This is a genomic window from Mucilaginibacter sp., from assembly GCF_025359345.1.
Taxonomy (GTDB): Bacteria; Bacteroidota; Bacteroidia; order Sphingobacteriales; family Sphingobacteriaceae; genus Mucilaginibacter.
The window spans coordinates 223,432-246,878 of record NZ_JANYGQ010000025.1 but is presented as its reverse complement, the minus strand read 5'-3'; the positions used below and the strand labels follow the sequence as shown (position 1 = coordinate 246,878).

The window sequence follows — 23,447 nt, the reverse complement described above, 5'->3', positions numbered from 1 at the left end:
AAATCTAATCGCAATGGTATTTTTTTATTGCAGCCTGGCAATTTGCTTAATCACAATATTTCTAAATTTCTTCCTCGTTATTGGGTTCAATAAAATAAAACAGCTAAGCAGGCAGCCAATTATAGAGCCGGAAGTGCCGCTTGCCATAATCGTTGCTGTACGTAACGAAGAGGAAGACCTTGATATGGCACTGAAAAGCCTTTGCAATATCAATTATCAAAGCTACCGGCTCATCGTGATAAATGACCGGTCGACCGACCGTACCGCCGAAATACTAAACGATTTTAAGAGCAGCTACCCACAGATTAATATAGTAACCATCAATACGCTGCCGGAAGGCTGGATGGGCAAAAATAACGCGATGTACCAAGGTTATCTCAACAGCACGGAAGAATGGATTCTGTTTACAGATGCGGATATTGTTTTCCACCCTGATGCTATCAGCCGGGCGATGGGCTATGCGATACGCAATAAACTAGACCACCTGACGATACTGCCTGAAATGATATCAAGGTCGAGCCTTTTAAACAGCGTATATGCCACATTTTGCATTATGCCGATGATGCATATGAAACCCTGGGAGGCCAGAAATCCGAAATCAAAATCATCCTCGGGTATCGGTGCCTTCAATTTAATAAGGCGCGACGCCTATGAGAAAATTGGGACGCATGTGGAAATTAAACTGAGGCCCGATGACGACCTGCAGCTTGGTATAAAAGTTAAACAGGCAAAGCTGATGCAGGATGTATTGGCCGGTAAAGGATACGTATGTTTGGAATGGTATAAAAACCTTACACAGTTTGGTAACGGATTATTAAAAAACTCTTTTTCTGTGTCCGATTATAAATTATCAATAGCAATTGCCAATGTGTTACTTGTCCTGGTATCAATCGCGTTGCCCATGCCTGTAATGTTTATTTTTGGTACCGCAACTATCAGGCTGATGGCCGCCGGCATGCTGTTGTTTCACATCATCTATATGTCGGTTATCCCGCCCAACAAATGGTGGTACGCATTCATGATCCCATTTTCCGGATTCTTTATTGGCTGGATAGTTTTAAAAGCATCGGTAATAACTGTAAAGCAAGGCGGCATTTATTGGCGCGACAGCTTTTATTCGCTGAAGATGTTGAGAGACGAAAAATGAATTACTGTCAAGTTACCGTTGCACTGATGAGAACTGAAGTTAAATCAGTTTAAATCCATCAAATCTGCTTAACGGCTTAGCCCTCCTGAACGCCTTTAAAAAAAATGATTTAATCCTGTGAAGAATCCCGGTTCAATGCCTTAATATATTCGTGAAACAAATGCAACGCCTTCCTTTTATCCTCTGTCAGCTCAAAATCAAGCTTGTGCATTAAGTAATCTTCCAGGTCAAAATCCGCCCGTTGAGGAAGTTCCTTTAGTAGTTCTGTCCGGTGTTCCAGGCCAAATTTTAAGGCTTTGTTGAACTCCTCCATAAAGCCTGCCGGGATAGGTTTGTTGGCAACCCAGGCGGCAAACACAAACGGCAGGCCGGTGAATTTATGCCATTCTTCGGCCAGATCGTACACGTATTTATACTGCTGTTTTTTGCCAAAGGTGCGGTCGCCTATCTGTACAAAAGCTGAGTGCGGGTCTGTCGGGGCAGCATAGTCCGGCGCATTTTTAATCGTCTGATGATCGGCCTTCCAGTAATTTTTCAGCAACACAAGCGCCAAATTATTTGATGAGCGCGACTCGGGGTCGAGCTGCAATGTTTTGATATCTTTTGCTTCACAATTGCTAAAAATAAAAACCGAGTTAACGGGGCCGGACGCACCGATGCAATAGTCGGAAACTATTTCCCAACGCGGTAAACTCAAGATGGCAGCAACCGGTATCAGGCCTATATCAACCTTATTGTCAATCAGTTTTTGGGCACAATCCGAGGGCATATCCAGGCTAAGCTCGATATCATTGATCATGTCGCTGTGTTGTATGCCGTATAAAAATGGTTTGGTATTGGTGTAGCTTACCGCTGATATTCGTATTTTGGTATCCAAAGTGTTAAGATATTTTCAGGTGATTGGCATTGTTAAAGTCGGTAATTTCAAACTTTTTGCCATCGTAATTAACTTTATAAAGCACCAGGTTTTGGTGTGGGAAGCTATCCATTTCGGTAAGCGGCCTTTCGGTAAGCAGGCATAATAACAGGCGCATCGCGCGGCCGTGCATGCATATCAAAACCGTCTTTTCTTCAGGGTGGCTTATGATAACTTTTAGCGCTTCCTGCTGCCGGGCTTTTACTTCGTTAGGGCTTTCGCCGCCTTCAAATTTCGAGTCGAGCTTGCCATCCATCCAATCGCGCATCAATTGTAAAAAAGCAGCTTTATTTTCAGCGGTGGCGGGTTGTCCTTCGTGTATGCCCCAGGCCAACTCATCCAGCCCGGATAATTTTTCATAAGGGATCCCTAAATCGATGAATTGCTGTATGCTTTGTTGCGTACGCCTTAACGCAGAGATATAAATTTTGTCAAATGCTACATCCCCAAAAGCCTCAAAAAATTGCCGCGCCTGTTTGCGCCCTTCATCGTTCAGGTTGGTATCCATGCCCCGCCCCTGCACAATGCCGCGTTTATTCAGGTCGGTTTGCCCGTGGCGGACAATGTATATTTCTTTTTTAGTCATTTCGTTTTACTGTCATTAAGTCATTTCGCTTTGCTGTCATTGGTCATTTCCCTTCGTAGACACTAGTTAACTTTAGCTAATGACTTTATGACCTAATGACTCAATGACTAATTCACGACCGGCAGCCTGTAAAATTGCGGTTTTGCCTCTTCAGGGAATTCAAAATTAGTGTAGTCGGTAACCACGTTGTAAAGTGTATCCCTTTCAATCGGTTCGCGGCCAACGTTCTTTATCAGTTCTACCAATTGTTTGGTGCTCATACCGGGGTGCTGTTCTTCAGCGCCGGCCATCGCGTATATTTTAGTGGTATCATCCAGTGTGCCATCGATATCGTCCACACCAAAGTTCAGGGATAGCTGCGCAGTAGTCCGACTGATCATGGCCCAGTAAGCTTTTATATGGTCGAAGTTGTCCAAATAAATGCGTGCGATGGCATAGTTACGCAAATCCTCAACGACTGTTGATTCAGGCACATGTGACATCTGGTTATCCTGGTTGCGGAATTTCAGCGGGATAAATGTTTGGAAGCCGCCTGTTTTATCCTGCAGCTGGCGCAATCGGTCCATATGGTCAACACGATGCCAGTATTTTTCAATATGTCCGTAAAGCATGGTTGCGTTTGAGCGCTGACCCAGTTTATGCCATTCCTCATGTATCGCCAGCCATTGGTCGCCTGTACATTTATCTTTCGCAATTTGCTCACGTATCTCAGGGTGAAAAATTTCTGCGCCGCCGCCTGGGATCGATTCCAAACCGGCATCAAGCATCTTTTTCATACCGGTAGCGTAGTCAATTTTAGCTTTCTTAAATATGTAATGATACTCAACTGGCGTTAAAGCCTTAACATGCAGATTTGGCCTGTGGGCCTTTATTTTGCTGAACAATTCGCTGTAAAAAGCAACATCATATTGCGGCAACACACCGCCAACAATGTGCACTTCGGTAACCGGCTCATCATCGTATTTTTTTACGATGTCCATCATCTCGTCCATCGTGTACTCCCACCCTTCCGATTTTTGTTTGATCAAACGGGAGTACGAACAAAACTTACAATCGTAAACACAAAGGTTGGTTGGCTCAATATGGAAATTGCGGTTGAAATAAGTTTTGTTGCCGTGGCGTTTTTCGCGTATGTAGTTGGCTAACACACCCAAATAACCCAATTCACCTTCCTCGTACAGCAAAACGCCTTCATCAAAAGTAATGCGTTTGCCCTTCAATACCTTTTCGGCAATTTGTTTTAAACCAGCAGACAGGTGCCGGTTTTGTAATAATATAAGCAGATTGTCTTCGGCTTCCATTAATTAATATTTGTGCAAAAATAGGAAATGTTAGTGTAATTGGGGTGTAATATAACAGGAGATTATTACAACTATTCATCGCCAGCATCCACTCCGAATTTTGCTATATTCGCTACTATGAATACGCAAACGGAATTACAGACTTATAAATTCATAAAAGAAGACACCGGAAAGTGGTATATCGACATACCAAACTGGGAAGGTACCAAGGCAGAACTGGAAATGGTTGAAGGTGCAGATACCATGCTCGATTATGTTGGAAAGGGGACTTCACCGGTAGAACTTATATTGGCCGAACAACCTTTTGACGGGAGCAATGTCTTAAAATTAATTCACGATTATTCAAAGGAAGTTGGTGGCGGCGGCATTTATTTACTGGCCAATTATGAAGGTGAAACATTAAACCAGGAAATGTGGCTTTGCGAGGTTACTGAATGGGTATTTGGGAAACTGCCGCAATTTATTTATTTTAAGAAGGTGTAACTACCTGATTTGTTCATTGAATAACAGACAAACGATTCATCACAATTACCTAAATGAAAAAACTTTTAACAGCCTGTTGCATAATCGCGTTCTTGAATACGTCCGCTCAAATAAAAAATCCCGGTTTCGACTTAAAAAATGATACACTTGCAACTATGCCCGCGAACTGGACGTTTAAACCAGCTAACGCTTTTACTATTGCAATCGATGAAAGCGTGAAACATAGCGGTTCTGGTGCTCTCAAATTGCACAATGCAGCTGGCAGTAGCAGCTACAGCATGTTTTGGCAACCACTGGATATAGCTTCCAGTAAGTTGAAAATTATCAGGTTTTCAGCCTTCATTAAAGAAGGCAGCACCAACACGTCGGTTGCGTTGTATTGCCAGGTAAAGGACAAAGATGGCGTTATTATATCAATGCAGCGGTCTGACTCACCTGCCGTTCCACTTCAATCGGATGGATCCTGGGTTAAGTACACTTTGCCCGTTGTTATCAACAGTACTGCAAAAAAGATACTGATTGGCGGTTACCTGTTTGGTGAGGGCACCGCCTGGTTTGATGATTACCTGATGGAAGATGTACCTTTTGATAATTCACCACCGTCAAAAGAGGTAAAGCAATTTGTGAGTGAATTTACGGGCCTGATTAAGAAACATTCCATTTATACAAAAAAATTAAACTGGCCAGCCATCGATTCTGCTGTATCTAAACTGTCAGGTGGTCTAAAAACAACGGATGATGCACAATTGCTAACCGGCTATATCATGAGCCAGCTACGTGCGGCCGGCGATAATCATTCGTTTTTGCAGTCAAAAGTAAACGCTGTAAGTTACTCAAAACAAAACGACGACCCGCGGCAACCAACTGCAAAACTGCTGCCGGGTAATATTGGTTATGTATGGATGCCGGGATTTGGGTCAACTAGCGATACCGCATCAACTGCTTTTGCCACTAAAACTCAAAAATTAATTTACGAGCTTGATACACAAAATCAAATTGCCGGATGGATAGTTGATTTACGGCACGATAACGGAGGCAACATGCACCCGATGATAGCTGGCCTGGGGCCAATAATTGGTGAAGGCACACTGGGCTTTTTCATATCGCCCGAAAATGGTAAAAGCGATGCCTGGGCTTACAAAAACGGAAAAGTAACCGTTAACAATGGCGTCACAGCAAAGGTACTGTCGCCTTATGTGACAAAAAGGCCCGGATTAAAAATAGCCGTTTTAACCGGCCACGAGACGGCCAGCAGCGGTGAAATGACTGCGTTATGCTTTGTTGGAAAACCCAATGCAAAACTCTTTGGCACCGCTACCGGTGGTTTTACCACGGCAAATGCGGGCTTTAAATTATCCACCGGCGCTTACCTATATTTAGCAAATAATTACACTGCAGACAGAAATAAAAAACAGTACCTGGGTAAGATAACACCTGACGTGGTAATTAATGACACTGCGGAAAAAGACGACGATGCAACGATAAAGGCCGCTACAGCCTGGATACAGGAAAAATAAACTGCAAAATAATGTAGATGCTGCAAATATTTACAGTAAACAAATGTAAAATATTACGCCTCTGGATTACATTTGCCTTTATGAAACCAGAAACCATCGCCATACACTCCGGCAACCATGTTGATGGTGCGTCAAAAGCAGTGATACAGCCTATCGTTTTATCCACCACGTTTGAACGTGCTGAAGATGGTACTTTTCCGGGCGGGCATATCTACAGCCGCTCGAGCAACCCCAACCGGGCGCTGCTTGAAAATGTTATAGCCAAACTTGAAGGCGGCGCAGATGCCGCGGCATTTTCATCAGGCAATGCGGCAGGTATGTCTGTTTTTCAATCGCTGGCACCGGGCACGCATATTATTGCGCCCGATGACATGTACCATGGTTTACGCAACCAACTAAAAATCCTGTTCGCGGGTATCCTAAAATTCGATTTTATCGATGTAAATGATATTGATGCAGTAAACCGTCACCTTATGCCCGGCACCGGCTTAATATGGCTCGAAACCCCATCAAACCCGCTGCTTAAAGTAACCGACATCAAAAAGATTGTCGCGCTGGCGCATAGGCACAGCATTAAGGTTGCTGTCGATAATACCTTTGCCACACCTATTTGCCAGTTGCCCCTTTCACTTGGGGCCGATTTGGTAATGCATTCGTCAACCAAATATTTTGGCGGCCACAGCGACCTGATGGGCGGAGCATTGGTAACCGCTCAAAAAGACGACTGGTGGCAAAAAATAAGGGATGTACAAGGCTATGGTGGCGCAATCCCCTCGCCTATGGATTGCTACATGCTGGTACGCAGTATTAAAACATTACCATATCGTATACGGGGCCATATTCATAATGCACAGTTGCTGGCAGAATATCTTGAAAAACACCCCAAAATTGAGCAGGTAATGTACCCCGGATTGTCATCGCATCCGCAGCATCAAATTGCCAAGCAACAAATGCTTGGGTTCGGTGGAATGCTTTCATTTACCGTTAAAGGAGGTGAGGCCGAGGCACGACGGGTAATAAACGGGCTTAAACTATTTACCCGCGCCACCAGCCTTGGCGGTGTTGAAAGTCTGATCGAACATCGCGCTACTGTTGAAGGACCGGATACCAAAACACCGTTTAATTTATTAAGAGTGTCGGTTGGTTTGGAGCATATCGATGACTTGATTGAGGATTTGGAAGTGGCCCTGGGATAGTGATCGGTGGCTTGCTTTTATAACGAAAAAGATTTGTCAACTTTTTAAAAGCCGACAAACCTATTTTTTTTGAAAATCTATTTTAACCTTACTGCCTAAGGATGCACTGTATTTGCAATCAGGGTAACTGCAGTTTGTGCATACAATTTGCCGGTTACCCGGGCGCCGGTATTAAGCGAGATAAGCGTTTTACTAAGGATAATTCCTTTAAAATTTGCAGCTGTGCCAAGCGTTGCTTTGCCCGAAACTACCCAAAAAATATTTTTGGCTTGCGCGCCTCCCAACAAAGTAATTATAGCCCCATTACTTACCGTAAGGTTTTTTGCTATCTGGAAAACCCAAATATCATTTGGCCCTCCGCTTAACGTAGCGCCTACGCCTGTTACTAAAACCCCGGTGCCCCATTTATATAAGCCGGGCCGTAAAGTATGCCCGCTAATATCGCCGGCATATTTTTCAACTATCGGCGATGGAATGGTAAGTCCGTTGGCCGTAGTAAATGCGGTTTTCATATCGGCGATAGCCGTTGTCATTTTCGACGGTGTAGGGGCTGCATAGTTAGATGCGTACACTTTGCCGGTAACTATGGGGGTATGCGAAGACTGATTATCAGTTGCCATTATTAATCCAAACCCGGTAATAGCTGTTGCTGCTATAGGGCTTGTGCCAATATTACCAGTTATGGCAGTAACGCCGGTTGTTGTTATCCCGGTTTCAGTTAATATTGTAAAGTCGTTTGCCGTTTTTAAGTTAACGGGCGAGCTAACTGTTGCTGCAAGTACAGTAGATAAAGAAAGGTTGGCCGAACTGTCGGCATTTGGCAGGGTAGCGTTTTCACTATCCTTTTTACACCCGGAGATGATTAACAAAAGACACATGGCAAAGCACGCTATAGGGTACCATGCCTTTAATAAATCAATGTTTTGCAGGGCCGGTTTACAGCTTGCTGGTAAGTTTGTTTTTTCACTCATGATTAATAATTTAAATAATTGATTAATTAAAATATTTCAATGATTAAGTAGATGGCACAAACATACCTCTTACGAAAGCACAAAGTGTTACACAACTTTTTAAATAAGTTGCATAATTCACACGTTTAAAAGGAGGCAACGCTTAAGCGCTCAATAGTTTATAGCGGGATGGAGTGATCCCGGTAACTTTTTTGAATTGATTAGACAAGTGTGCAACGCTGCTATAATTCAGCGCCAGGGAAATTTGAGTAAGGTTAAGCTCATCGTAGCAAATAAGCTCTTTCGCCCGTTTTATCTTATTAAATATGATAAAATGCTCGATTGTATTACCCTGCTCTGCCGAAAATACATTGGCCATGTAGGTATAATTTAAGTTTAATTCTTCGCTTAAATAATCAGAAAAATTGGTCTTTAACTTGTTGTCGGTATAGCAAACCATGTTGATCACAACATTTTTTATTTTTTCGACGAGGATATTTTTCTTATTTTCCAGTAATTCCAATCCCGATTTAAGCAGGGCCTGCTTAAACCTTTTGATTTTTTCAACTGAAACGGGTCCTGTTGTCTCAGCTTTTCCTAATTCTATCAGTGTCAAACGCAGTCCTAGTTTTTTCAATTCAAATTCTACAACCATCTTGCACCGAACGCATACCATATTTTTTATGTAGAACTTCATTATAAATGAGTTAGAATTAATGAACAGGTATAAGTTAAACGCCATTAAACGGATAGTATTGCAAAAAAAGCAAGGGTTAAAAACTCAAAAGGAAAAAACTAATGTATATTGCATGTAGAAAATTGATAGTTAAGGTAGTTAATCTCAACTCAATCACCCTCTCTCCGCCACCGGTATCACCAATTTCAATCCCGACCATACCTCATCAACCGCGCAAACTTTGATATCTACCAATCCGTTTTGCAACGCAAAATTGCGGATAATGTCTTCGGTTATGTCGGTTGCTACTTTCGATGCCTTTTTAGGCCACGACACCCAAATCATGCCGTTGGGTTTAATTTGGCCCTTAAGTTCGGGCAGAAGATTTAAATATTCGTCTTTTTGTTTGGTAAAGAAATGGATAAAGTCTTTAGCCGCCGGCTCGCCATTGTTAATTGTTAAATCGGCAGGCAGATCGGTAAACAGGCTGAAATAATGTTCCGGGGCATTGATAAGCACCATGTTGAAACCCGCTTTGATCCCCAGCTTTTTAGCCAGTGGGGTGCCGGAATATCCCGCCGGTTGTACCGCTATCTTGTCCCCCACTCCCATATGCCGAATTGTATTTTTTTATCAACCGGGTGACCAGCTTGTTTTAAAGTAAGCATAATTTGTCCGCGGTGGTGTGACTCATGCGACACCAGGTAGCCTAAAAATCCGGTCGCGTGGGGCTTGAAACCTTTCACTTTACCGTCAGTACCGGCCTTTTCAAATAGTTGTTCAATTGCCAGGCTGCTGGCTTTTAATGCCTCCCCAAGTTTTGCCTTGCTAATATTTTCTTTATCAACCTTATCCAGCCCGGTTAGCAGTACCGGATCCGCTGCCTTTAGCCACATCAGCCTTACATTATGCATATGTGCAAATTGCTCGCCAACCGTACGCCCTTTTGATGATGATATATCACCCAAATTTCCCTCGTCAATTGCATCCAATAAATACAAATTAATGCGGTTATGAATTTGCCAGGTTTCGGTTAACGCGTTCATTTTATATTTAGTTAAACTGTTTTAAGTGATGTTGCATATGTGCCACATAGTCGGCTGCTAGCCACTCAACGGTATGCAGACTGGGCTCGGTTTTGCTGTTATCGCATTGAGCCTGCAGCCGGTATGTGGGGTAGTTTTCAAGCACCCTTATTATTTGAAGGTTCAATAAATTCCACAAACCAAGTAATTCATTCACATTGGCGTCCTGGTAGTGAGCTGCATCAACCCATTCCACCTGCTCATAAGTCAGCTTAAAGTTTTCCTCATAGGTACAGCGCACAAAACGCTGCAGGTTAACCTGGGCACTATCAATTAAATGCCCTATAATTTGTTTTTTGCTCCATTTATCCTGTGCGGGTTTGGCAGCCCAGTCAATGGCAGCAGTATCCCGTCGTAAAATATCGTCTATAGTTTGTTTTAGCTGTTTTGTGGTATCTGTGATCATGTATTGGCGATGTCCTTAAAAATCAATTTAAAGATGGTTATTCGTTATTAATAATCAAAAAACTTTATCTTCAAAGCGTAAATATTATCTATGGCGCTTAATTATATCTGGGTAGCATTTTTTTTGGTTGCTTTTGTAATAGCCCTTATCAGGCTTATATTTTTTGGCGATACAGAAATCTTTAAGATGATGGCTGAAGGCACATTTGATTCGGCAAAGTCATCAGTTATGGATATTGCTCTTCCGCTTGTTGGTATTATGTCACTTTGGTTGGGAATAATGAAGATAGGTGAAAAGGCGGGAGCTATAAACTTTCTTTCGAGGATTGTAGGCCCATTTTTCAGCAGGCTTTTTCCGGAAGTCCCCCAAAATCACCCTGCTGCAGGGCAAATGATGCTCAACTTTTCTGCAAACTTATTAGGACTCGATAACGCAGCAACACCGCTTGGCTTAAAAGCCATGGCAGGCCTTCAGGAGTTAAATAAAGATAAGGAAACGGCATCTAACGCACAGATTATGTTTTTGGTGCTGCATGCATCCGGCTTAACCATTTTGCCGATAGCCATAATTGCACAACGAGCTATTTATCACTCTAAAGACCCGACAGATATTTTTATTCCTTGTATAGTGGCAACATTTGTTGCAACACTTGCCGGATTGATTGTTGTATCGATAAAACAAAAAATAAATTTATTTGATAAAGTAGTTTTAGCCTGGCTTCTTGGTATAACAGGTTTTATAGCAGTGTTAATATGGTATTTTACGGAATACCTTAACAAAGCTCAGATAAGTGGATTTTCAGCAGTTTTCAGTAATATAATTTATCTGGGTATTCCGGTAATTTTCATTTTAGGTGGCGTACGAAAAAAAATTAATGTGTTCGAAGCTTTTGTTGAAGGCGCTAAAGAGGGCTTCGAGGTCTCTGTTAAAATTATTCCATATTTGGTTGGCTTGCTCGTTGCGGTAAGTTTGTTCCGTACTTGCGGAGCGTTAACATATCTTGGCGACGGATTTAGATGGTTCTTCGGTCATTTTAATATAGATACACGTTTTACAGATGTATTACCTATTGCATTTATACGCCCGCTTAGCGGTTCGGGTGCCCGGGCCCTTATGCTCGACAATTTAAAGCATTTTGGCGCCGATAGCTTTATTGGGCATATGTCAAGCGTGTTATACGGCACAGCTGATACCACTTTTTATATTATTGCTTTATATTTTGGTGCCGTAGGGATAAAACACACACGTTATACCTTATCGGCTATGTTAATTGCCGATTTTTTCGGTATTATAACTGCAATTTCAATATCCTATTTATTTTTTGGTTAATCTCAATTAAACCAATAATTTATAATGATGTGATTTTTCATTTTCTTTTGGCGACAATTTGGTTTTACGACGCAGGTAGTTTAAATTTAGTTTACAAGGCTAAATTATTGAAAAATGAAAGGGGATTACGCTGCGCAGAAGGAAGCCAAAATTAAAGCCAGCCGGCTGGGAATAATAATATTATGGATTTTTATCATAATTTTTATTTCGATAATAGTTAGGTGTGCCCGGTATTAATAGAGTAAACGGTTATTTACTGCTTTAAGGCTTGCAAAAAAAAGCAGGCCCGAAATATTCCCGGGCCCGCTTCAATCACTCTAAAACAATCACCTCTAATTAGAAGTATTTTTATTAATTGATTGATCAGGGTTGACCAATTCAATTATTTAGTCAAATATACTATTAATGCCCCTGCGTTAAGTATCTCCGTAAGACTTTTGACTAACAGGTGACACAATGTGGCTTTTGGTCCTCAGGCAGTTATCCCTTCAACGCTATGGTCCATCGACTATGGACTAATACATCAACCCCTTGATAAATATATCAGCAAGCAGCAACCGTTTTGAGCGGATTTCCTCCAGGTGCTCTTTGTTGGGGAACATTGTTTTTTTGTGCGAAACTGATTTCACCCTTACTCCATGAAGCGCATCGAGCAGCAGCTCAACTATTTCAGTTGGGTTTGATACTGGTTTTATTTTTCCACGGTCAACTTCTGTTTTAATAGCACTAACCAGCATATGCGTTTCTGATTCGTGTACCTGGGTTACAATCTCCCAAATAGCGTCGGGCAGGTTTTGTTCGTTGAGCCTGAAGAAGTCGAAAAAATTATAGTTGGTTACAATAAATTCGTGCTGGGTATCAATCTGGAAAATAAATGCCTCTTTTAAATCAGCAAAAGTATTTATTCTGTCAGTAAGCGATTTTAAATAACCATCAGCCACTTTGCGCATCACTGCCACATAAAGCTGGCTTTTATCGGGGAAGTAGTAGTAAAGCAGCGCTTTCGACATCGAAAGGTCGCCGGCTATTTCATTCATGGTAGTTTTCGAATAGCCGAAATGTAAAAACCTATGGTGGGCAGCCTCTAAAATCTTCTCCTTTTTTACATCCTGCTGGTCGTTAGCTGTTATCATCATTAACAATTATATAGTAATATACTTGTGTAAGGTAAAACTGGTTGCTGAGTAAATCCTGACTTTTTTAACAAAACTATCAATTTTTCTAAACATATATACGATTTACCTATAGCAAGCGCTACAAACAGCCGCAAAATTACGCTGAAATGATTAACACGGCTCCCGCCCCCGCTACAACGGCGTCCTCAATTGCACCAATATAAGGGTCGAAAATGTCTGTTTTAGCAACCACAAACCTGCGCAGGTAATAGCTGCCAAAGGTGGAACCAAGCGCAACAGCCGACCCTAGAAGCGCGCCGATAAGCGCATTGTTACCCGTTGCCTTATAAATACTTGCACCCGCTAACGAGCCTGCCAGGCAACGACCAACTACCCCGCCGGCAGCAATCCGGTTGGGTGTATTGGGCAATTATCGCCTACTACTTCACCCAGGGCCAGTAATTTCATACCCAAAGCGGCATTTGGCGACTGCATAAAGCGCAAAGGTGAGGCCGCAAGGTGTTTAGAAGGATGTTTGTTCAATATTTGACTGGCGATAACCGGCGCCGAGGTGGTGCGCATGCCCGCCAATATGCCCAGGCCCAGTACTTGCCAAAATGGTTTTGATATTTTTAGTTGTGTTGATGTTTTCATGATGGCAGTTACAAGACAACAATCATTCCCAAATGCAATTCACCTTGCGTTACAGCAATTAAAAACCACAAACCGCTATAAAATAAAAACGCCCCGGAAATCTCCGGGGCGTTGTGTTTTAAGAATTTATTTTCAGTTATCAGGCAGTAGCTTCTTCCAACACTGGTTCAGCTGCTTTTTCCTTTTTACCGAAGAAAAAGTTTTTCATATTAACCCTGATGATATACATACAAGGCACTAATATCAGTGTGATTATGGTTGCAAAACCAAGGCCGAATATCATTGTCCAGGCTAACGGGCCCCAGAACGCCACGTTGTCGCCGCCAAAGTGAATATGCGGCTGAAAATGGGTAAACAAACCAACAAAATCAATATTGAAACCAACTGCCAGTGGTATTAAACCTAATATGGCAGCAGTTGCGGTTAGTAACACTGGTGTCATACGGGTATGACCTGCTTCAACTACCGCATCGTGCAGGTTGGCGCCCTCAGCAATTAGCATATCAGTAAACTCAACCAGCAAAATCCCGTTTCGCACTACCACACCGGCAAGGGCAATTATACCCACACCTGTCATCACGATGGATATGGTCATACCGAAGATACTTACTCCCAGCAATACACCGATGATACTAAAGAATATCTCACTGATGATAATGAATGTTTTACCTACTGAGTTAAACTGAATCATCAGGATGATGAGGATAAGGCCAAATGATGTAGCCAATGCTCCTAATAAAAAGTTCATCGCTTCCATCTGATCTTCCTGGCCACCACCCATTTTTATCTGGATATTGTCTGCCTTTTTGAAAGTATTGATGGCACTTAAAATAGCGGCGTTAACTTCGTTAGCGTTGTAAGGCTTTATTACACTCGACCCCAATGTTAACACCCGACGTTGTTGCTTGTGCTTGATATTGCTATACGTATCGGTATAACGGATATCGGTAAAGGCTGAAATAGGCACCTGGCGGATGGAACCACCGGTCGCTAGATCGCGGTAAGTTATCTTCAAGTTTCGCAAGGCATCGATATCGCCCCTTTGACTTTCCGCCGCTCTTACCATTATTTTGTAATCATCTTCCTTTGTATTCCTGAAATCGCCAGCTTTTGCGCCGTAAATTGCTGCACCCAGATTTTTGTTGATCTGATCAGAAGTGATGCCTTCGCGGTTAGCGCGCTCCCTGTCAATATCAAATACTATCTGCGGCTTATCGTTTTGTACGTCAGGAATTAATCCTTCAATACCAGCTATATTTTGTTTGGCCAAATAGTTCTTAAGGCGATCACTTGTTTTAACCAGCGAATCCAGGTTATCGCCGATAATTTCAATACTGATATCCTTTTGCACCGGCGGACCTGAGGCTTCCTGCGAAACTGAAATCTTAACCCCCGGCACACCTTGTACCGAAGCGCGGATATTAGCCAGCACCTTTTTAGTGTCCTTGCCTTCGCGTTTACCAAATTCAACAAAGGCAACAGTTATCTTCCCTTTGTTTTCGTAATCGCCCTGGTCTTCATCCTGCGGGTCGGTAACTCCTTTGGTAACGTTGGATATGATGGAAGTAACCAAGCCTTTATCAGGTTCTACCACCTGTGCTACCCGTTTTTCCAATTGCCCGGTCACCTTGTTGGTAGTAGCCTGGTCGGTACCGATAGGCATGGTGATATAAACGTAAGCAAAGTTGGGGTCGCCTGCCGGGAAAAATTCAACCTTTGGCGAGCGGGCTACCATAAAAAATATCGTTAAAATAAACAGTACAATCGTTCCCAAAAGGATCGTCACCGGTCTGCGAACAGCTTTTTCAAGTAACCCTGCATACCAGTTTTGAAAACGCGGCCATCCATTTTTTTGAAACCGGTCTATCACTTTCAATAGAACGAAGTGGTTCAGGAGGTATAAAATGATAGCCAGCGCCATAAAGTTACCCATACCCATGGTCCATTTACCAACTATAAACATCAAATAACTAAAAGCGGCTAATACCCCCAAAATCAATACCACACGACGGGTCTTTTTATCGAATTTTGGATTGTCATGCTCGCCTTCGTGGTGCGGTTTCATAAAGTCGACCGCAAAAACCGGGTTCATGATGTAGGCTACAACCAGCGAAGCGAGTAACGTAATAATTAAGGTAATAGGTAAAAAGAACATAAAGTGACCGATGAGGCTATTCCAGAATGCAAGGGGAACAAAAGGCGCAAGCGTAGTCATGGTCCCCGAAAATACTGGTAAAAATACTTCACCTGCGGCCATTTTAGCCGCCTGCTTGATAGGCACTTTTCCGTTGGCAAAAATACGGTGAGTGTTCTCTATTACCACGATGGCGTCATCCACCACAATACCCAGCGCGAGCAGGAAAGAGAACAGCACGATCATGTTAAGCGTAAAACCTATAGCCGGCATTATTAAGAAGGCAATAAAGCACGAGAGCGGAACCGATAACGCCACGAATATGGCATTGGTGGTACCCATAAAAAACATCAGGATAACAGTTACCAATAAGAAACCAATCACAATTGTGTTGATTAAGTCATTCAGCGTGGTACGGGTTTTATCTGATTGATCACCGGTTACCGTAATGTTCAAGCCTTTCGGGAAAACAGATTTTTGTTTCTGCTTAATCAGGTCATTTATTTTATCAGATGCCTCAATTAAGTTTTCGCCTGCTCGTTTGCTAACATTCAGGGTAATTACATTTTTAAATTTGGGGTTTTCGTTCGTTTTTAAACGGGCATAGCTCTCTTGCAACAAAAATGAATCCTCTACATCAGCAATGTCACGCAAGTAAATGGCTTGTCCTTTTGGATTTCTTATAGCCATCGCTTTCACTTCATCGGCATTTTTGAAATCCTGCCTGATGTCGATACTGCGGCGTACACCATCAGTTTTAACCGTTCCGGCCGAACCAATGATATTCTCATTCCCTATGGCTTGTTGTATATCTCCAAAAGTTAATTGAGCCGCTGCCATTTTATTCATATCCACATTCACCTGGATTTCGGGCGTTAAAGCACCAACTTCGTCCACCTTCGAGATTTCTTTATAGCTTTCTATCTCGTCCTTCAAAAGATCCGCATACTCCTTTAATTTTTTAAGGTCATAATCGCCGGATAAGTTAATGTAAAGGATAGGTAAATCAGCCACGTTGATGTCAGTAATTTGCGACTCCCGCAAATTCACGTCACCCTGCGGCAAATCCTGTTTGGATTTGTCCACGGCTTCCTTAACGTCTTGTTTAGCGTTACGAATGTCCACATTCGCCTGGAACTCGCAGGTGATGCTCGAAACATTTTGCAATGAGTTTGAGGTTACCTTTTTTAACCCTTTTAACGATTTTAATTGCTTTTCCAATTGCCTGGTCACCAGTATCTCTACGTTTTGCGCAGATTGGCCGTTGTAAACCGTGGTTACAAATACCTTTGATTGTGCAATGTCCGGAAAGTTTTCTTTAGGCAGGTTGTTGTAGCTGATCAGCCCCAACACCGTAACTAAAAATATCATTACGTAAATGGCCGTCTTATTTTCAATGGCCCAACTTGAGGGCGCAAATTCTTTGTTCAGATCTTTCATAATAAACAATCAAATTATCAATAATTAATTACCCGACTGTACAGCCTTCACTTTGTCGCCCTCTTCAATATCTGTAGCGCCATCAGTAATCAACTGGTCACCGGCTTTTAAGCCCGATAAAATTTCCGACTGGCCTGCGTAAGTATTGCCAACTTTAATATTAACCCTTTTCGCTATGCCATTGTTATTAACAAATACGTAATCCCCATCTTCCGATTTTTGAATAGCTTTTACGGGGGCTACAATTGCCTGCAATTTGGTATAATTGGCTATTTGTATAATAGCCGTCATATTAGGGCGCAGTGTTTTCCGAACCGGCAATTTTATTTCCACGCCAAAACTGCGTGAAGTTGGATCAATAACCTTTGCCGCAAATGTAACTTTAGTAATCAGCGAATCATTGGCATCGGGTATCAATATCTTTACAGTATTACCAGTATTTACACTGCCTGCATAAGATTCAGGTACATCAGCCTTTACTTTTAATATGTCAGCATTTACAATACGTATGCCGGTAGTACCGGGTTGGGCAACCTGGCCTAATTTCAGGTCCATCTGGTCGACAGTGCCATTAATTGGCGAAGTAATTCGGAACTGGTTAGCTTGCTGACGCAATGATGAAACTTGTTTTTGTGAGCTTTGCAAGGCAGTTTGGGCCTGCAGGAACTGCACTTCAGTTCCTATTTTTTGATCCCAAAGATTTTTTTGCCTTTCAAACAGCGTTTTATTTAAAGCAACCTGGGTTTCAGCCTGGGCTATGTTTTGATTCAATACGCTGTTATCCAGCTGAACCAACACCTGGCCTTTACTTACATGCTGACCGGCTTTTACGTAAAGACCGGTGATAGAACCTGGCGATTGGGGATAAGCCATGACGTTATCCTGGGCATCTATTTTTCCCTGTATTTGTACGAAGTTGCTAAAATTGGTTGTTTTTAATATCACGACACCCACATCAGTAGTTTTGGTAGAGTCGCCTCCTCCCAACTCAGCCTGTAGTTTGGTGATTTGTGCACTAATGGATGCTTGCTGTTTTTTAAGATCAGCAAGTTCCGTTTTTTTATCTTTCGGTTTGCTCGAGCAGGCCGCCAGTAAAATTAAAGCTGGTATGTATAGTAATTTTTTCATTGTGCTATATTATATTGTGATTGATTATTGTATTCTTCCGTATGCTTTGTCAAGGTCAACTTTGCTTACTAAAGCATCATAAAGGCCCTGTATGTATTTGTTGTCTGCAGTTTCCAGGTCTGTTTGTGCCTGTGTAACCTCTATGCTCGAGCCAACACCTTGTTGGTACTTTATTTTTGATACCCTTAAAACATCTTCGGCAAGGTTCATGTTTCGCTTCTGGTTGTTTAGGCTCTGTAATCCATTAATATAAGTAACGTTTGCCTGGCTTGCCTGCAGCATCAGCCCGTTTTTTGCGTTTACCAAATCATTTTTTGATTTCAATACCGTTATTTCCGATTGCTTTACCTGGTTTTTCCTTTGAAAACCATTAAATATGGGTACTTCCAGCGAGAGTCCAACATAACTTGAAGGGAAATTCATTTTATACAGGTTGCTAAAGCTATTGTTCTGGTACGACGATGTATAAGCGCCATTCAGCTTCAACGTAGGCAAAAAGTGCGATTTTTGGCGCTTCAAATCAAGTTCTTTCAATGCAACTCCCGTTTCTGCCAAATTATATTCTATACGGTTATGGTAAAACGATGTGTCGTTATTAAGGCTGGCCGATTCATCAAGTTTGATATCTTCAAGCTTATCTTTCAGTTGTATGCCATATCCAATTGGCATACCCATCTGGAACTTTAGTACCTGGTAATTCAACGCCAGCAAACGCAGCGTGTTTTCACGGTCGGTTACCAGGTTGTTATATTGAACAGTAATACGGTCAACATCTATCTTTTCAACAAACCCTTGTTTGTTACGTGCAATGGTTTCGTCCATTTGTTGCTTTAATTGAGCAACATTTGCATTTAATAACCTTAATTGTTCGTTACTAACAAGCACTTGGTAATAGGCCTTTGTAACGCTTACGTTAACCTCAATTTTCGAGCGGATTTGATTCCTGATTGAAAGTTCCTTGTATGTTCTTGACGCCTTTAACCCTACCAGGTAGCTGCCGTCAAACAAAATCTGATCGGCGTTTATACCAAAGCTCGATTGATATTTAACTCCAAACTGAACCGGGACAAAAGTTCCTTCCGGCTGCCCAAAAAATTGACCCGGAAGTAAGGTGGTAGGAATCTTAAGGTAGTCCTGGAATGACGCAGAGCCTTTAACCTGTGGCAAACCTATCCCGATAGTTTCCTTAACTTTATATTCAGCGCTCTTTACGTCTAGGCCGGCATTAATCACCGAGTCCTGGTGTGTATACGCATAATTTACACAATCCTGTATCGTAAAATTATATCGCTGCGTATCCGGCGGCGCCTGTTGCGCATACCCGGTGAGGGCAAATCCGCATGCAAGCATTGTTATTATTAGTATATGTTTCATTGTATATAGTTGTGATTTGTGTGTTTTAGTTTTATGCTGATGTAAACTTAGGCCCTGTTAATGACAGCCCTATGTCAGCAGTGTTATTCATCGTTTATATTTTTATATTGATTTAAAAGTTTGTAACCTTTAAGTGTGCAAATGCCATAGTTAAAATGCTCTAAAAATTGCACCTGTACCTTCCATGGGTTAAATTCGGCTATCGGGAATTCCTTGGTATTAAAACCCAGTTCCACCTGTGCCACCCGCATCCTTGCCAATATCCTTACGTCAATATCCGGCCGAATGTAACCCTGCTTAATACCTTTTGTTAAAAGTTCTTCCAGCGTAGTCACTATAACTTCAGCTTTAAACTTTTGAAACTGTGCCCAGGCATCCGGGTGATATTTTTGCATATCATGGATCACGATTGGATTGATCCTAGAAAATATGTCCTCCGAGCACTTCATCATGTTAATCATCTCCTCAATCACATTGCTTGATTTGCTGATGATATCCTCCATCTGTTCCTCGTCTTCCTTCAGTTTTTTTGTTACCAAAGCAATTACCAGGTCGTTTTTATCCTTAAAAAACTGGTAAATGGTTTTCTTCGACATACCCAAGTGTTTGGCTATATCGTCCATCGTTACGCTCTTGATCCCTGCAGTTAAAAACAGTTCCTCGCCGCCTTGTATTATTCTCTCTATTTGACTCATTGACTTACAAGGTCAAAACTACGGAAACATTTTTAGATTCCAAAGTTTCCAAAGTTTATTGCGTTTTTATGACAAATGTGTCTTTAAAGAAGTAGCAGTGGTAGGTGGCAGTAGCAGTTTTTAGTAGCCTGAGCTCTCATTGTCGAAAAATAACTGCTACTTCCCACTGCTACTGCTACTAAATCCATGGTTATTTTCAAAGTCAGTGCTACTCCCCACTGCAACTGCTACTGCTTTTTTGTATTTTTGCAAAAAAATCAAAGAACTAATGACCCTCACTCCTCTTTCGGCAATTTCACCTATCGACGGCCGCTATCGTAATACAACTGCAGAGCTTGCTGCTTACTTTTCTGAATATGCGTTAATCAAATACCGGGTGTTTGTTGAAATTGAATATTTCATAGCGTTGTGTGTACACCCTTTACCGCAATTACAAAAGTTTGATAAAAATGTAGCAGAAAAGTTACGCAACATTGTTAAAAATTTTAGCGAAGCAGATGCGGCGAGTATAAAAGAGATTGAGAAAGTCACCAATCATGATGTTAAAGCGGTTGAGTACTTTATAAAAAAGGAATTTGATAAACTTGGTCTTGAAGAATTTAAGGAGTTTATCCACTTCGGGCTAACCTCGCAGGATATTAATAATACAGCAGTCCCTTTGTCATTTAAAGAAGCGTTAAATAATTCGTATTATCCTGCTATAAATGAGGTTGTTAATTTGCTCAGGAAATTCGCTGCCGATTGGGAGAAGGTGCCTATGCTGGCCCACACCCACGGGCAGCCTGCATCGCCAAGCCGCCTGGGTAAAGAAATAATGGTTTTTGTAGAGCGCCTGGAAAACCAATTGAATTTATTAAAAGCTGTACCCTATTCCGCCAAGTTTGGCGGCGCTACCGGTAATTATAATGCACATAATGTCGGCTATCCCGAAATCGACTGGAAAGCGTTCGGCAACCATTTTGTAAATGATGTTTTAGGGTTGAACCGTTCACAGTTTACCACGCAGATTGAGCATTACGACAACTTTGCCGCCCAGTGCGATGCTTTAAAACGTATCAACAACATCCTGATCGACCTCGACCGCGATATGTGGACCTACATCTCAATGAACTATTTTAAGCAGAAAATAAAAGAAGGCGAAATAGGTTCATCGGCCATGCCACATAAGGTAAACCCAATCGACTTTGAAAACTCGGAAGGTAATTTGGGTATTGCTAATGCCTTGTTTGAGCACTTTGCCGCAAAACTGCCTATCTCAAGGCTACAGCGCGATCTTACCGACTCAACCGTGTTACGTAATATAGGTGTACCTGTGGGCCATACGTTGATCGCCATAAAATCAACTATAAAGGGCCTAAATAAATTGCTGCTCAACCAGGATGCACTTAATGCCCACCTCGAAGCCAACTGGGCTGTAGTTGCCGAAGCAATACAAACTATTTTGCGCCGTGAGGGCTACCCTAATCCTTACGAGGCGTTAAAGGATTTAACACGCACTAATACCCGCGTTAATGCAGAAACAATTGCCGTGTTTGTTGATGGGTTGAATGTGAGCGACGATATTAAGAGCGAGATAAAGAAAATTACGCCGCATACTTATACAGGAATATAGAACTGAAAGCAAAAATTGAAAGCCTTTTTAGCTTAGGTAATTCTGCTTTAGGCTTCCTGCTCCAAAGTCACCTACAGGTCATAACAATTTAATATGGTTACATAAATCAAAAACCTGCTTAAATTTGTTACGTTATTATTAATTGAGATAAGAAAATGAACATCAACGTATATACAGAATCAACCCCGAACCCGGCAACTATGAAGTTCATTGTGAACAAGTTGCTTATAAATGGCAGTGTTGACTTTGCTACAAAAGAGAGTGCCGAAAAATCGCCTTTTGCTAAAGAGCTTTATAAGTTTTCGTTTGTAAACGGTGTATTCTTCGCCAGCAACTTTGTTACCATTACCAAATTTGAGGGTGATAACTGGGACGATATCCTGCCGATATTAAAAGAATTTGTAAAAGGCGCTGTTGAAGCTGAGCTAAAGGTGCAGGACGAAGAGCAACCCGAGGCCGGAGATTTTGAAGGTTCAGACATAGAAGTTAAGATCCAGCAGATATTACACGATTACGTTCGCCCGGCTGTTGAGCAGGATGGCGGTGCAATCAGCTATAAATCATTCGACGAAGGCGTGGTAACGGTAGAGCTGCGCGGCTCATGCAGCGGCTGCCCGTCGTCAACTGTAACGCTTAAAGCAGGTATCGAAAATCTACTTAAAAGAATGGTACCTGAAGTAACCGAAGTGGTTTCTGAAGCGCTATAAGTTTTATGATTACACTTATTTATGGAAGATTACACCGATTAAAGAAATCAGTGTAATCTTTTTTATTTATAGGTGAAATCATTTTCCAAAATCGGTGAAATCAACAGTTAAAAGTATTTTTTAATTACACCTAACATTTCATCCGTTACCTTCCCGTTTGTGGCAAGCAATTCCCGGCTTTGCAATATCTCATCGCCACCTTTAAAGTTTACTACTTGTCCACCTGCCTGCCGCACTATTAAAACTCCTGCAGCAACGTCCCATGGGTTAAGGTTGTACTCATAAAACGCATCAAACCTGCCGCAGGCCGTGTAAGCCAGGTCAACAGCGGCTGAGCCTAAACGACGCAAACCATGGCAGCTTTTCATTAATTCAGTGAACAAACCGATATAAGCCGGTTGTCTTGTAAAATCGTGATATGGGAATCCGGTAGCTAACAAACTTTGGTCAATTGTCGGGCTGTCGCTTGTTTTAATTATGTTGCCATTCAAATAGGCTGGAGAACCTTTCCACGCATAAAAACACTCATCCATATTCACTTCGTAAACTACGCCTAATACCAATTCGTCGTATTCCTGCAAAGCAATGCTTACAGAGTAAACCGGCAAGCCATGGATAAAATTGGTGGTGCCATCGAGCGGATCGATGATCCAATTATAGCGTTCTCCTGTTTTGTTGATGGTTTTTTCTTCAGTGATAAAGCCGGCTTCGGGTAATACTTCGACTAGCGCTTTAACAATTATTTCTTCAGCAGTTTTATCAACATACGATACAAGGTCATTAAGCCCTTTCAGCTCAATTTTATCGGCACTAAAGGTTTTTCGCTGCTCTCTTATAAAGCTGCCGGCTTGTTTCGAAATATCGATCACACTATTTATTATATTTTCTAACTCCATAATTAATCAAAGAATCTAATAGACACTAATTTCACGAATGTAATCGAATTACACGAATTGACTTGCATAAAGACGAGAATTAAGACCCTAATCTTCCAAT

Annotated in this window: 23 protein-coding genes; 7 read left to right on the top strand and 16 right to left on the bottom strand. The window is 41.9% G+C overall.

Annotated elements, in window-relative coordinates; all coding sequences use genetic code 11:
- Positions 1–13 precede the first annotated feature (13 nt).
- Positions 14–1,147, top strand: a complete 1,134-nt coding sequence (locus Q0R52_RS16305) for a glycosyltransferase family 2 protein (protein ID WP_295796135.1) — start codon at positions 14–16, stop codon at positions 1,145–1,147.
- Between the two features lie 109 nt (positions 1,148–1,256).
- Here the strand turns inward: Q0R52_RS16305 and Q0R52_RS16300 are convergent, their stop codons facing one another.
- The 3 genes from Q0R52_RS16300 to mqnE all read right to left on the bottom strand — a co-directional run bounded on the left by Q0R52_RS16300 (position 1,257) and on the right by mqnE (position 3,950).
- A complete protein-coding gene (locus Q0R52_RS16300; protein WP_295796133.1) occupies positions 1,257–2,024 on the bottom strand; it encodes a menaquinone biosynthesis protein in 768 nt (255 codons plus the stop codon).
- Between the two features lie 4 nt (positions 2,025–2,028).
- A complete protein-coding gene (locus tag Q0R52_RS16295) occupies positions 2,029–2,649 on the bottom strand; it encodes a histidine phosphatase family protein (protein WP_295796131.1) in 621 nt (206 codons plus the stop codon).
- Between the two features lie 107 nt (positions 2,650–2,756).
- On the bottom strand, positions 2,757–3,950 hold the full coding sequence (gene mqnE / locus Q0R52_RS16290; RefSeq protein WP_295796129.1) for an aminofutalosine synthase MqnE: 1,194 nt from the start codon (positions 3,948–3,950) through the stop codon (positions 2,757–2,759).
- A gap of 117 nt (positions 3,951–4,067) precedes the next feature.
- Between mqnE and Q0R52_RS16285 the strand changes: the two genes are divergently transcribed.
- The 3 genes from Q0R52_RS16285 (at position 4,068) to Q0R52_RS16275 (ending at position 7,146) form a co-directional block, all read left to right on the top strand.
- Positions 4,068–4,433: a DUF6717 family protein gene (locus Q0R52_RS16285; RefSeq protein WP_295796128.1), complete on the top strand. Its 366-nt coding sequence runs from the start codon at positions 4,068–4,070 to the stop codon at positions 4,431–4,433.
- A gap of 53 nt (positions 4,434–4,486) precedes the next feature.
- Positions 4,487–5,950, top strand: coding sequence for a S41 family peptidase (locus tag Q0R52_RS16280; protein ID WP_295796126.1), 1,464 nt, complete (start codon positions 4,487–4,489; stop codon positions 5,948–5,950).
- 80 nt (positions 5,951–6,030) lie between these two features.
- Complete coding sequence (locus Q0R52_RS16275; protein WP_295796125.1) at positions 6,031–7,146, top strand: aminotransferase class I/II-fold pyridoxal phosphate-dependent enzyme; 1,116 nt, start codon at positions 6,031–6,033, stop codon at positions 7,144–7,146.
- 95 nt (positions 7,147–7,241) lie between these two features.
- On the opposite strand, the gene Q0R52_RS16270 is transcribed toward Q0R52_RS16275, so the two are convergent.
- The 5 genes from Q0R52_RS16270 to Q0R52_RS16250 all read right to left on the bottom strand — a co-directional run bounded on the left by Q0R52_RS16270 (position 7,242) and on the right by Q0R52_RS16250 (position 10,263).
- Positions 7,242–8,117, bottom strand: a complete 876-nt coding sequence (locus tag Q0R52_RS16270; protein WP_295796122.1) for an ice-binding family protein — start codon at positions 8,115–8,117, stop codon at positions 7,242–7,244.
- A 142-nt stretch (positions 8,118–8,259) separates the two neighbouring features.
- Positions 8,260–8,793 carry an AraC family transcriptional regulator gene (locus Q0R52_RS16265; RefSeq protein WP_295796121.1) on the bottom strand — a complete coding sequence of 178 codons (534 nt, stop codon included), beginning with the start codon at positions 8,791–8,793 and terminating at the stop codon, positions 8,260–8,262.
- A 153-nt stretch (positions 8,794–8,946) separates the two neighbouring features.
- Positions 8,947–9,384, bottom strand: coding sequence for a DUF3052 domain-containing protein (locus Q0R52_RS16260; protein WP_295796120.1), 438 nt, complete (start codon positions 9,382–9,384; stop codon positions 8,947–8,949).
- Entirely contained in the window at positions 9,363–9,818 is a 456-nt protein-coding gene (locus Q0R52_RS16255; RefSeq protein ID WP_295796119.1) for a DinB family protein, read from the bottom strand. Before Q0R52_RS16255 ends, Q0R52_RS16260 begins: the two co-directional genes overlap by 22 nt.
- 7 nt (positions 9,819–9,825) lie before the next feature.
- On the bottom strand, positions 9,826–10,263 hold the full coding sequence (locus Q0R52_RS16250) for a DinB family protein (protein ID WP_295796117.1): 438 nt from the start codon (positions 10,261–10,263) through the stop codon (positions 9,826–9,828).
- Positions 10,264–10,353: 90 nt separating this feature from the next.
- Here Q0R52_RS16250 and Q0R52_RS16245 point away from each other — a divergent pair, with 90 nt between their 5' ends.
- Complete coding sequence (locus Q0R52_RS16245; RefSeq protein WP_295796116.1) at positions 10,354–11,592, top strand: nucleoside recognition domain-containing protein; 1,239 nt, start codon at positions 10,354–10,356, stop codon at positions 11,590–11,592.
- 515 nt (positions 11,593–12,107) lie between these two features.
- Here Q0R52_RS16245 and Q0R52_RS16240 read toward each other — a convergent pair.
- The 7 genes from Q0R52_RS16240 to Q0R52_RS16210 form a co-directional block, all read right to left on the bottom strand.
- Positions 12,108–12,728 (bottom strand): TetR/AcrR family transcriptional regulator, encoded by a 621-nt coding sequence (locus Q0R52_RS16240; RefSeq protein WP_295796114.1) that lies wholly within the window; start codon positions 12,726–12,728, stop codon positions 12,108–12,110.
- 136 nt (positions 12,729–12,864) lie between these two features.
- Positions 12,865–13,137, bottom strand: a complete 273-nt coding sequence (locus tag Q0R52_RS16235) for a hypothetical protein (RefSeq protein WP_295796112.1) — start codon at positions 13,135–13,137, stop codon at positions 12,865–12,867.
- Positions 13,098–13,361 carry a hypothetical protein gene (locus Q0R52_RS16230; protein ID WP_295796110.1) on the bottom strand — a complete coding sequence of 88 codons (264 nt, stop codon included), beginning with the start codon at positions 13,359–13,361 and terminating at the stop codon, positions 13,098–13,100. The genes Q0R52_RS16235 and Q0R52_RS16230 overlap by 40 nt, the downstream gene beginning before the upstream one ends.
- Positions 13,362–13,500: 139 nt before the next feature.
- The gene (locus tag Q0R52_RS16225; protein WP_295796108.1) at positions 13,501–16,935 is read right to left on the bottom strand and encodes an efflux RND transporter permease subunit; all 3,435 of its coding nucleotides are present in this window, start codon (positions 16,933–16,935) and stop codon (positions 13,501–13,503) included.
- A gap of 24 nt (positions 16,936–16,959) precedes the next feature.
- Positions 16,960–18,063 (bottom strand): efflux RND transporter periplasmic adaptor subunit, encoded by a 1,104-nt coding sequence (locus Q0R52_RS16220; RefSeq protein WP_295796106.1) that lies wholly within the window; start codon positions 18,061–18,063, stop codon positions 16,960–16,962.
- A gap of 24 nt (positions 18,064–18,087) precedes the next feature.
- Complete coding sequence (locus Q0R52_RS16215; protein ID WP_295796105.1) at positions 18,088–19,437, bottom strand: TolC family protein; 1,350 nt, start codon at positions 19,435–19,437, stop codon at positions 18,088–18,090.
- An 83-nt stretch (positions 19,438–19,520) separates the two neighbouring features.
- Positions 19,521–20,132 carry a TetR/AcrR family transcriptional regulator gene (locus Q0R52_RS16210; RefSeq protein WP_295796103.1) on the bottom strand — a complete coding sequence of 204 codons (612 nt, stop codon included), beginning with the start codon at positions 20,130–20,132 and terminating at the stop codon, positions 19,521–19,523.
- Positions 20,133–20,400: 268 nt separating this feature from the next.
- Here Q0R52_RS16210 and purB point away from each other — a divergent pair, with 268 nt between their 5' ends.
- Together purB and Q0R52_RS16200 are read left to right on the top strand one after the other, a co-directional pair.
- On the top strand, positions 20,401–21,744 hold the full coding sequence (gene purB, locus Q0R52_RS16205; RefSeq protein ID WP_295796100.1) for an adenylosuccinate lyase: 1,344 nt from the start codon (positions 20,401–20,403) through the stop codon (positions 21,742–21,744).
- A 155-nt stretch (positions 21,745–21,899) separates the two neighbouring features.
- The gene (locus Q0R52_RS16200; protein WP_295796099.1) at positions 21,900–22,451 is read left to right on the top strand and encodes a NifU family protein; all 552 of its coding nucleotides are present in this window, start codon (positions 21,900–21,902) and stop codon (positions 22,449–22,451) included.
- A 107-nt stretch (positions 22,452–22,558) separates the two neighbouring features.
- On the opposite strand, the gene Q0R52_RS16195 is transcribed toward Q0R52_RS16200, so the two are convergent.
- Complete coding sequence (locus tag Q0R52_RS16195) at positions 22,559–23,347, bottom strand: inositol monophosphatase family protein (protein WP_295796098.1); 789 nt, start codon at positions 23,345–23,347, stop codon at positions 22,559–22,561.
- Positions 23,348–23,447 lie beyond the last annotated feature (100 nt).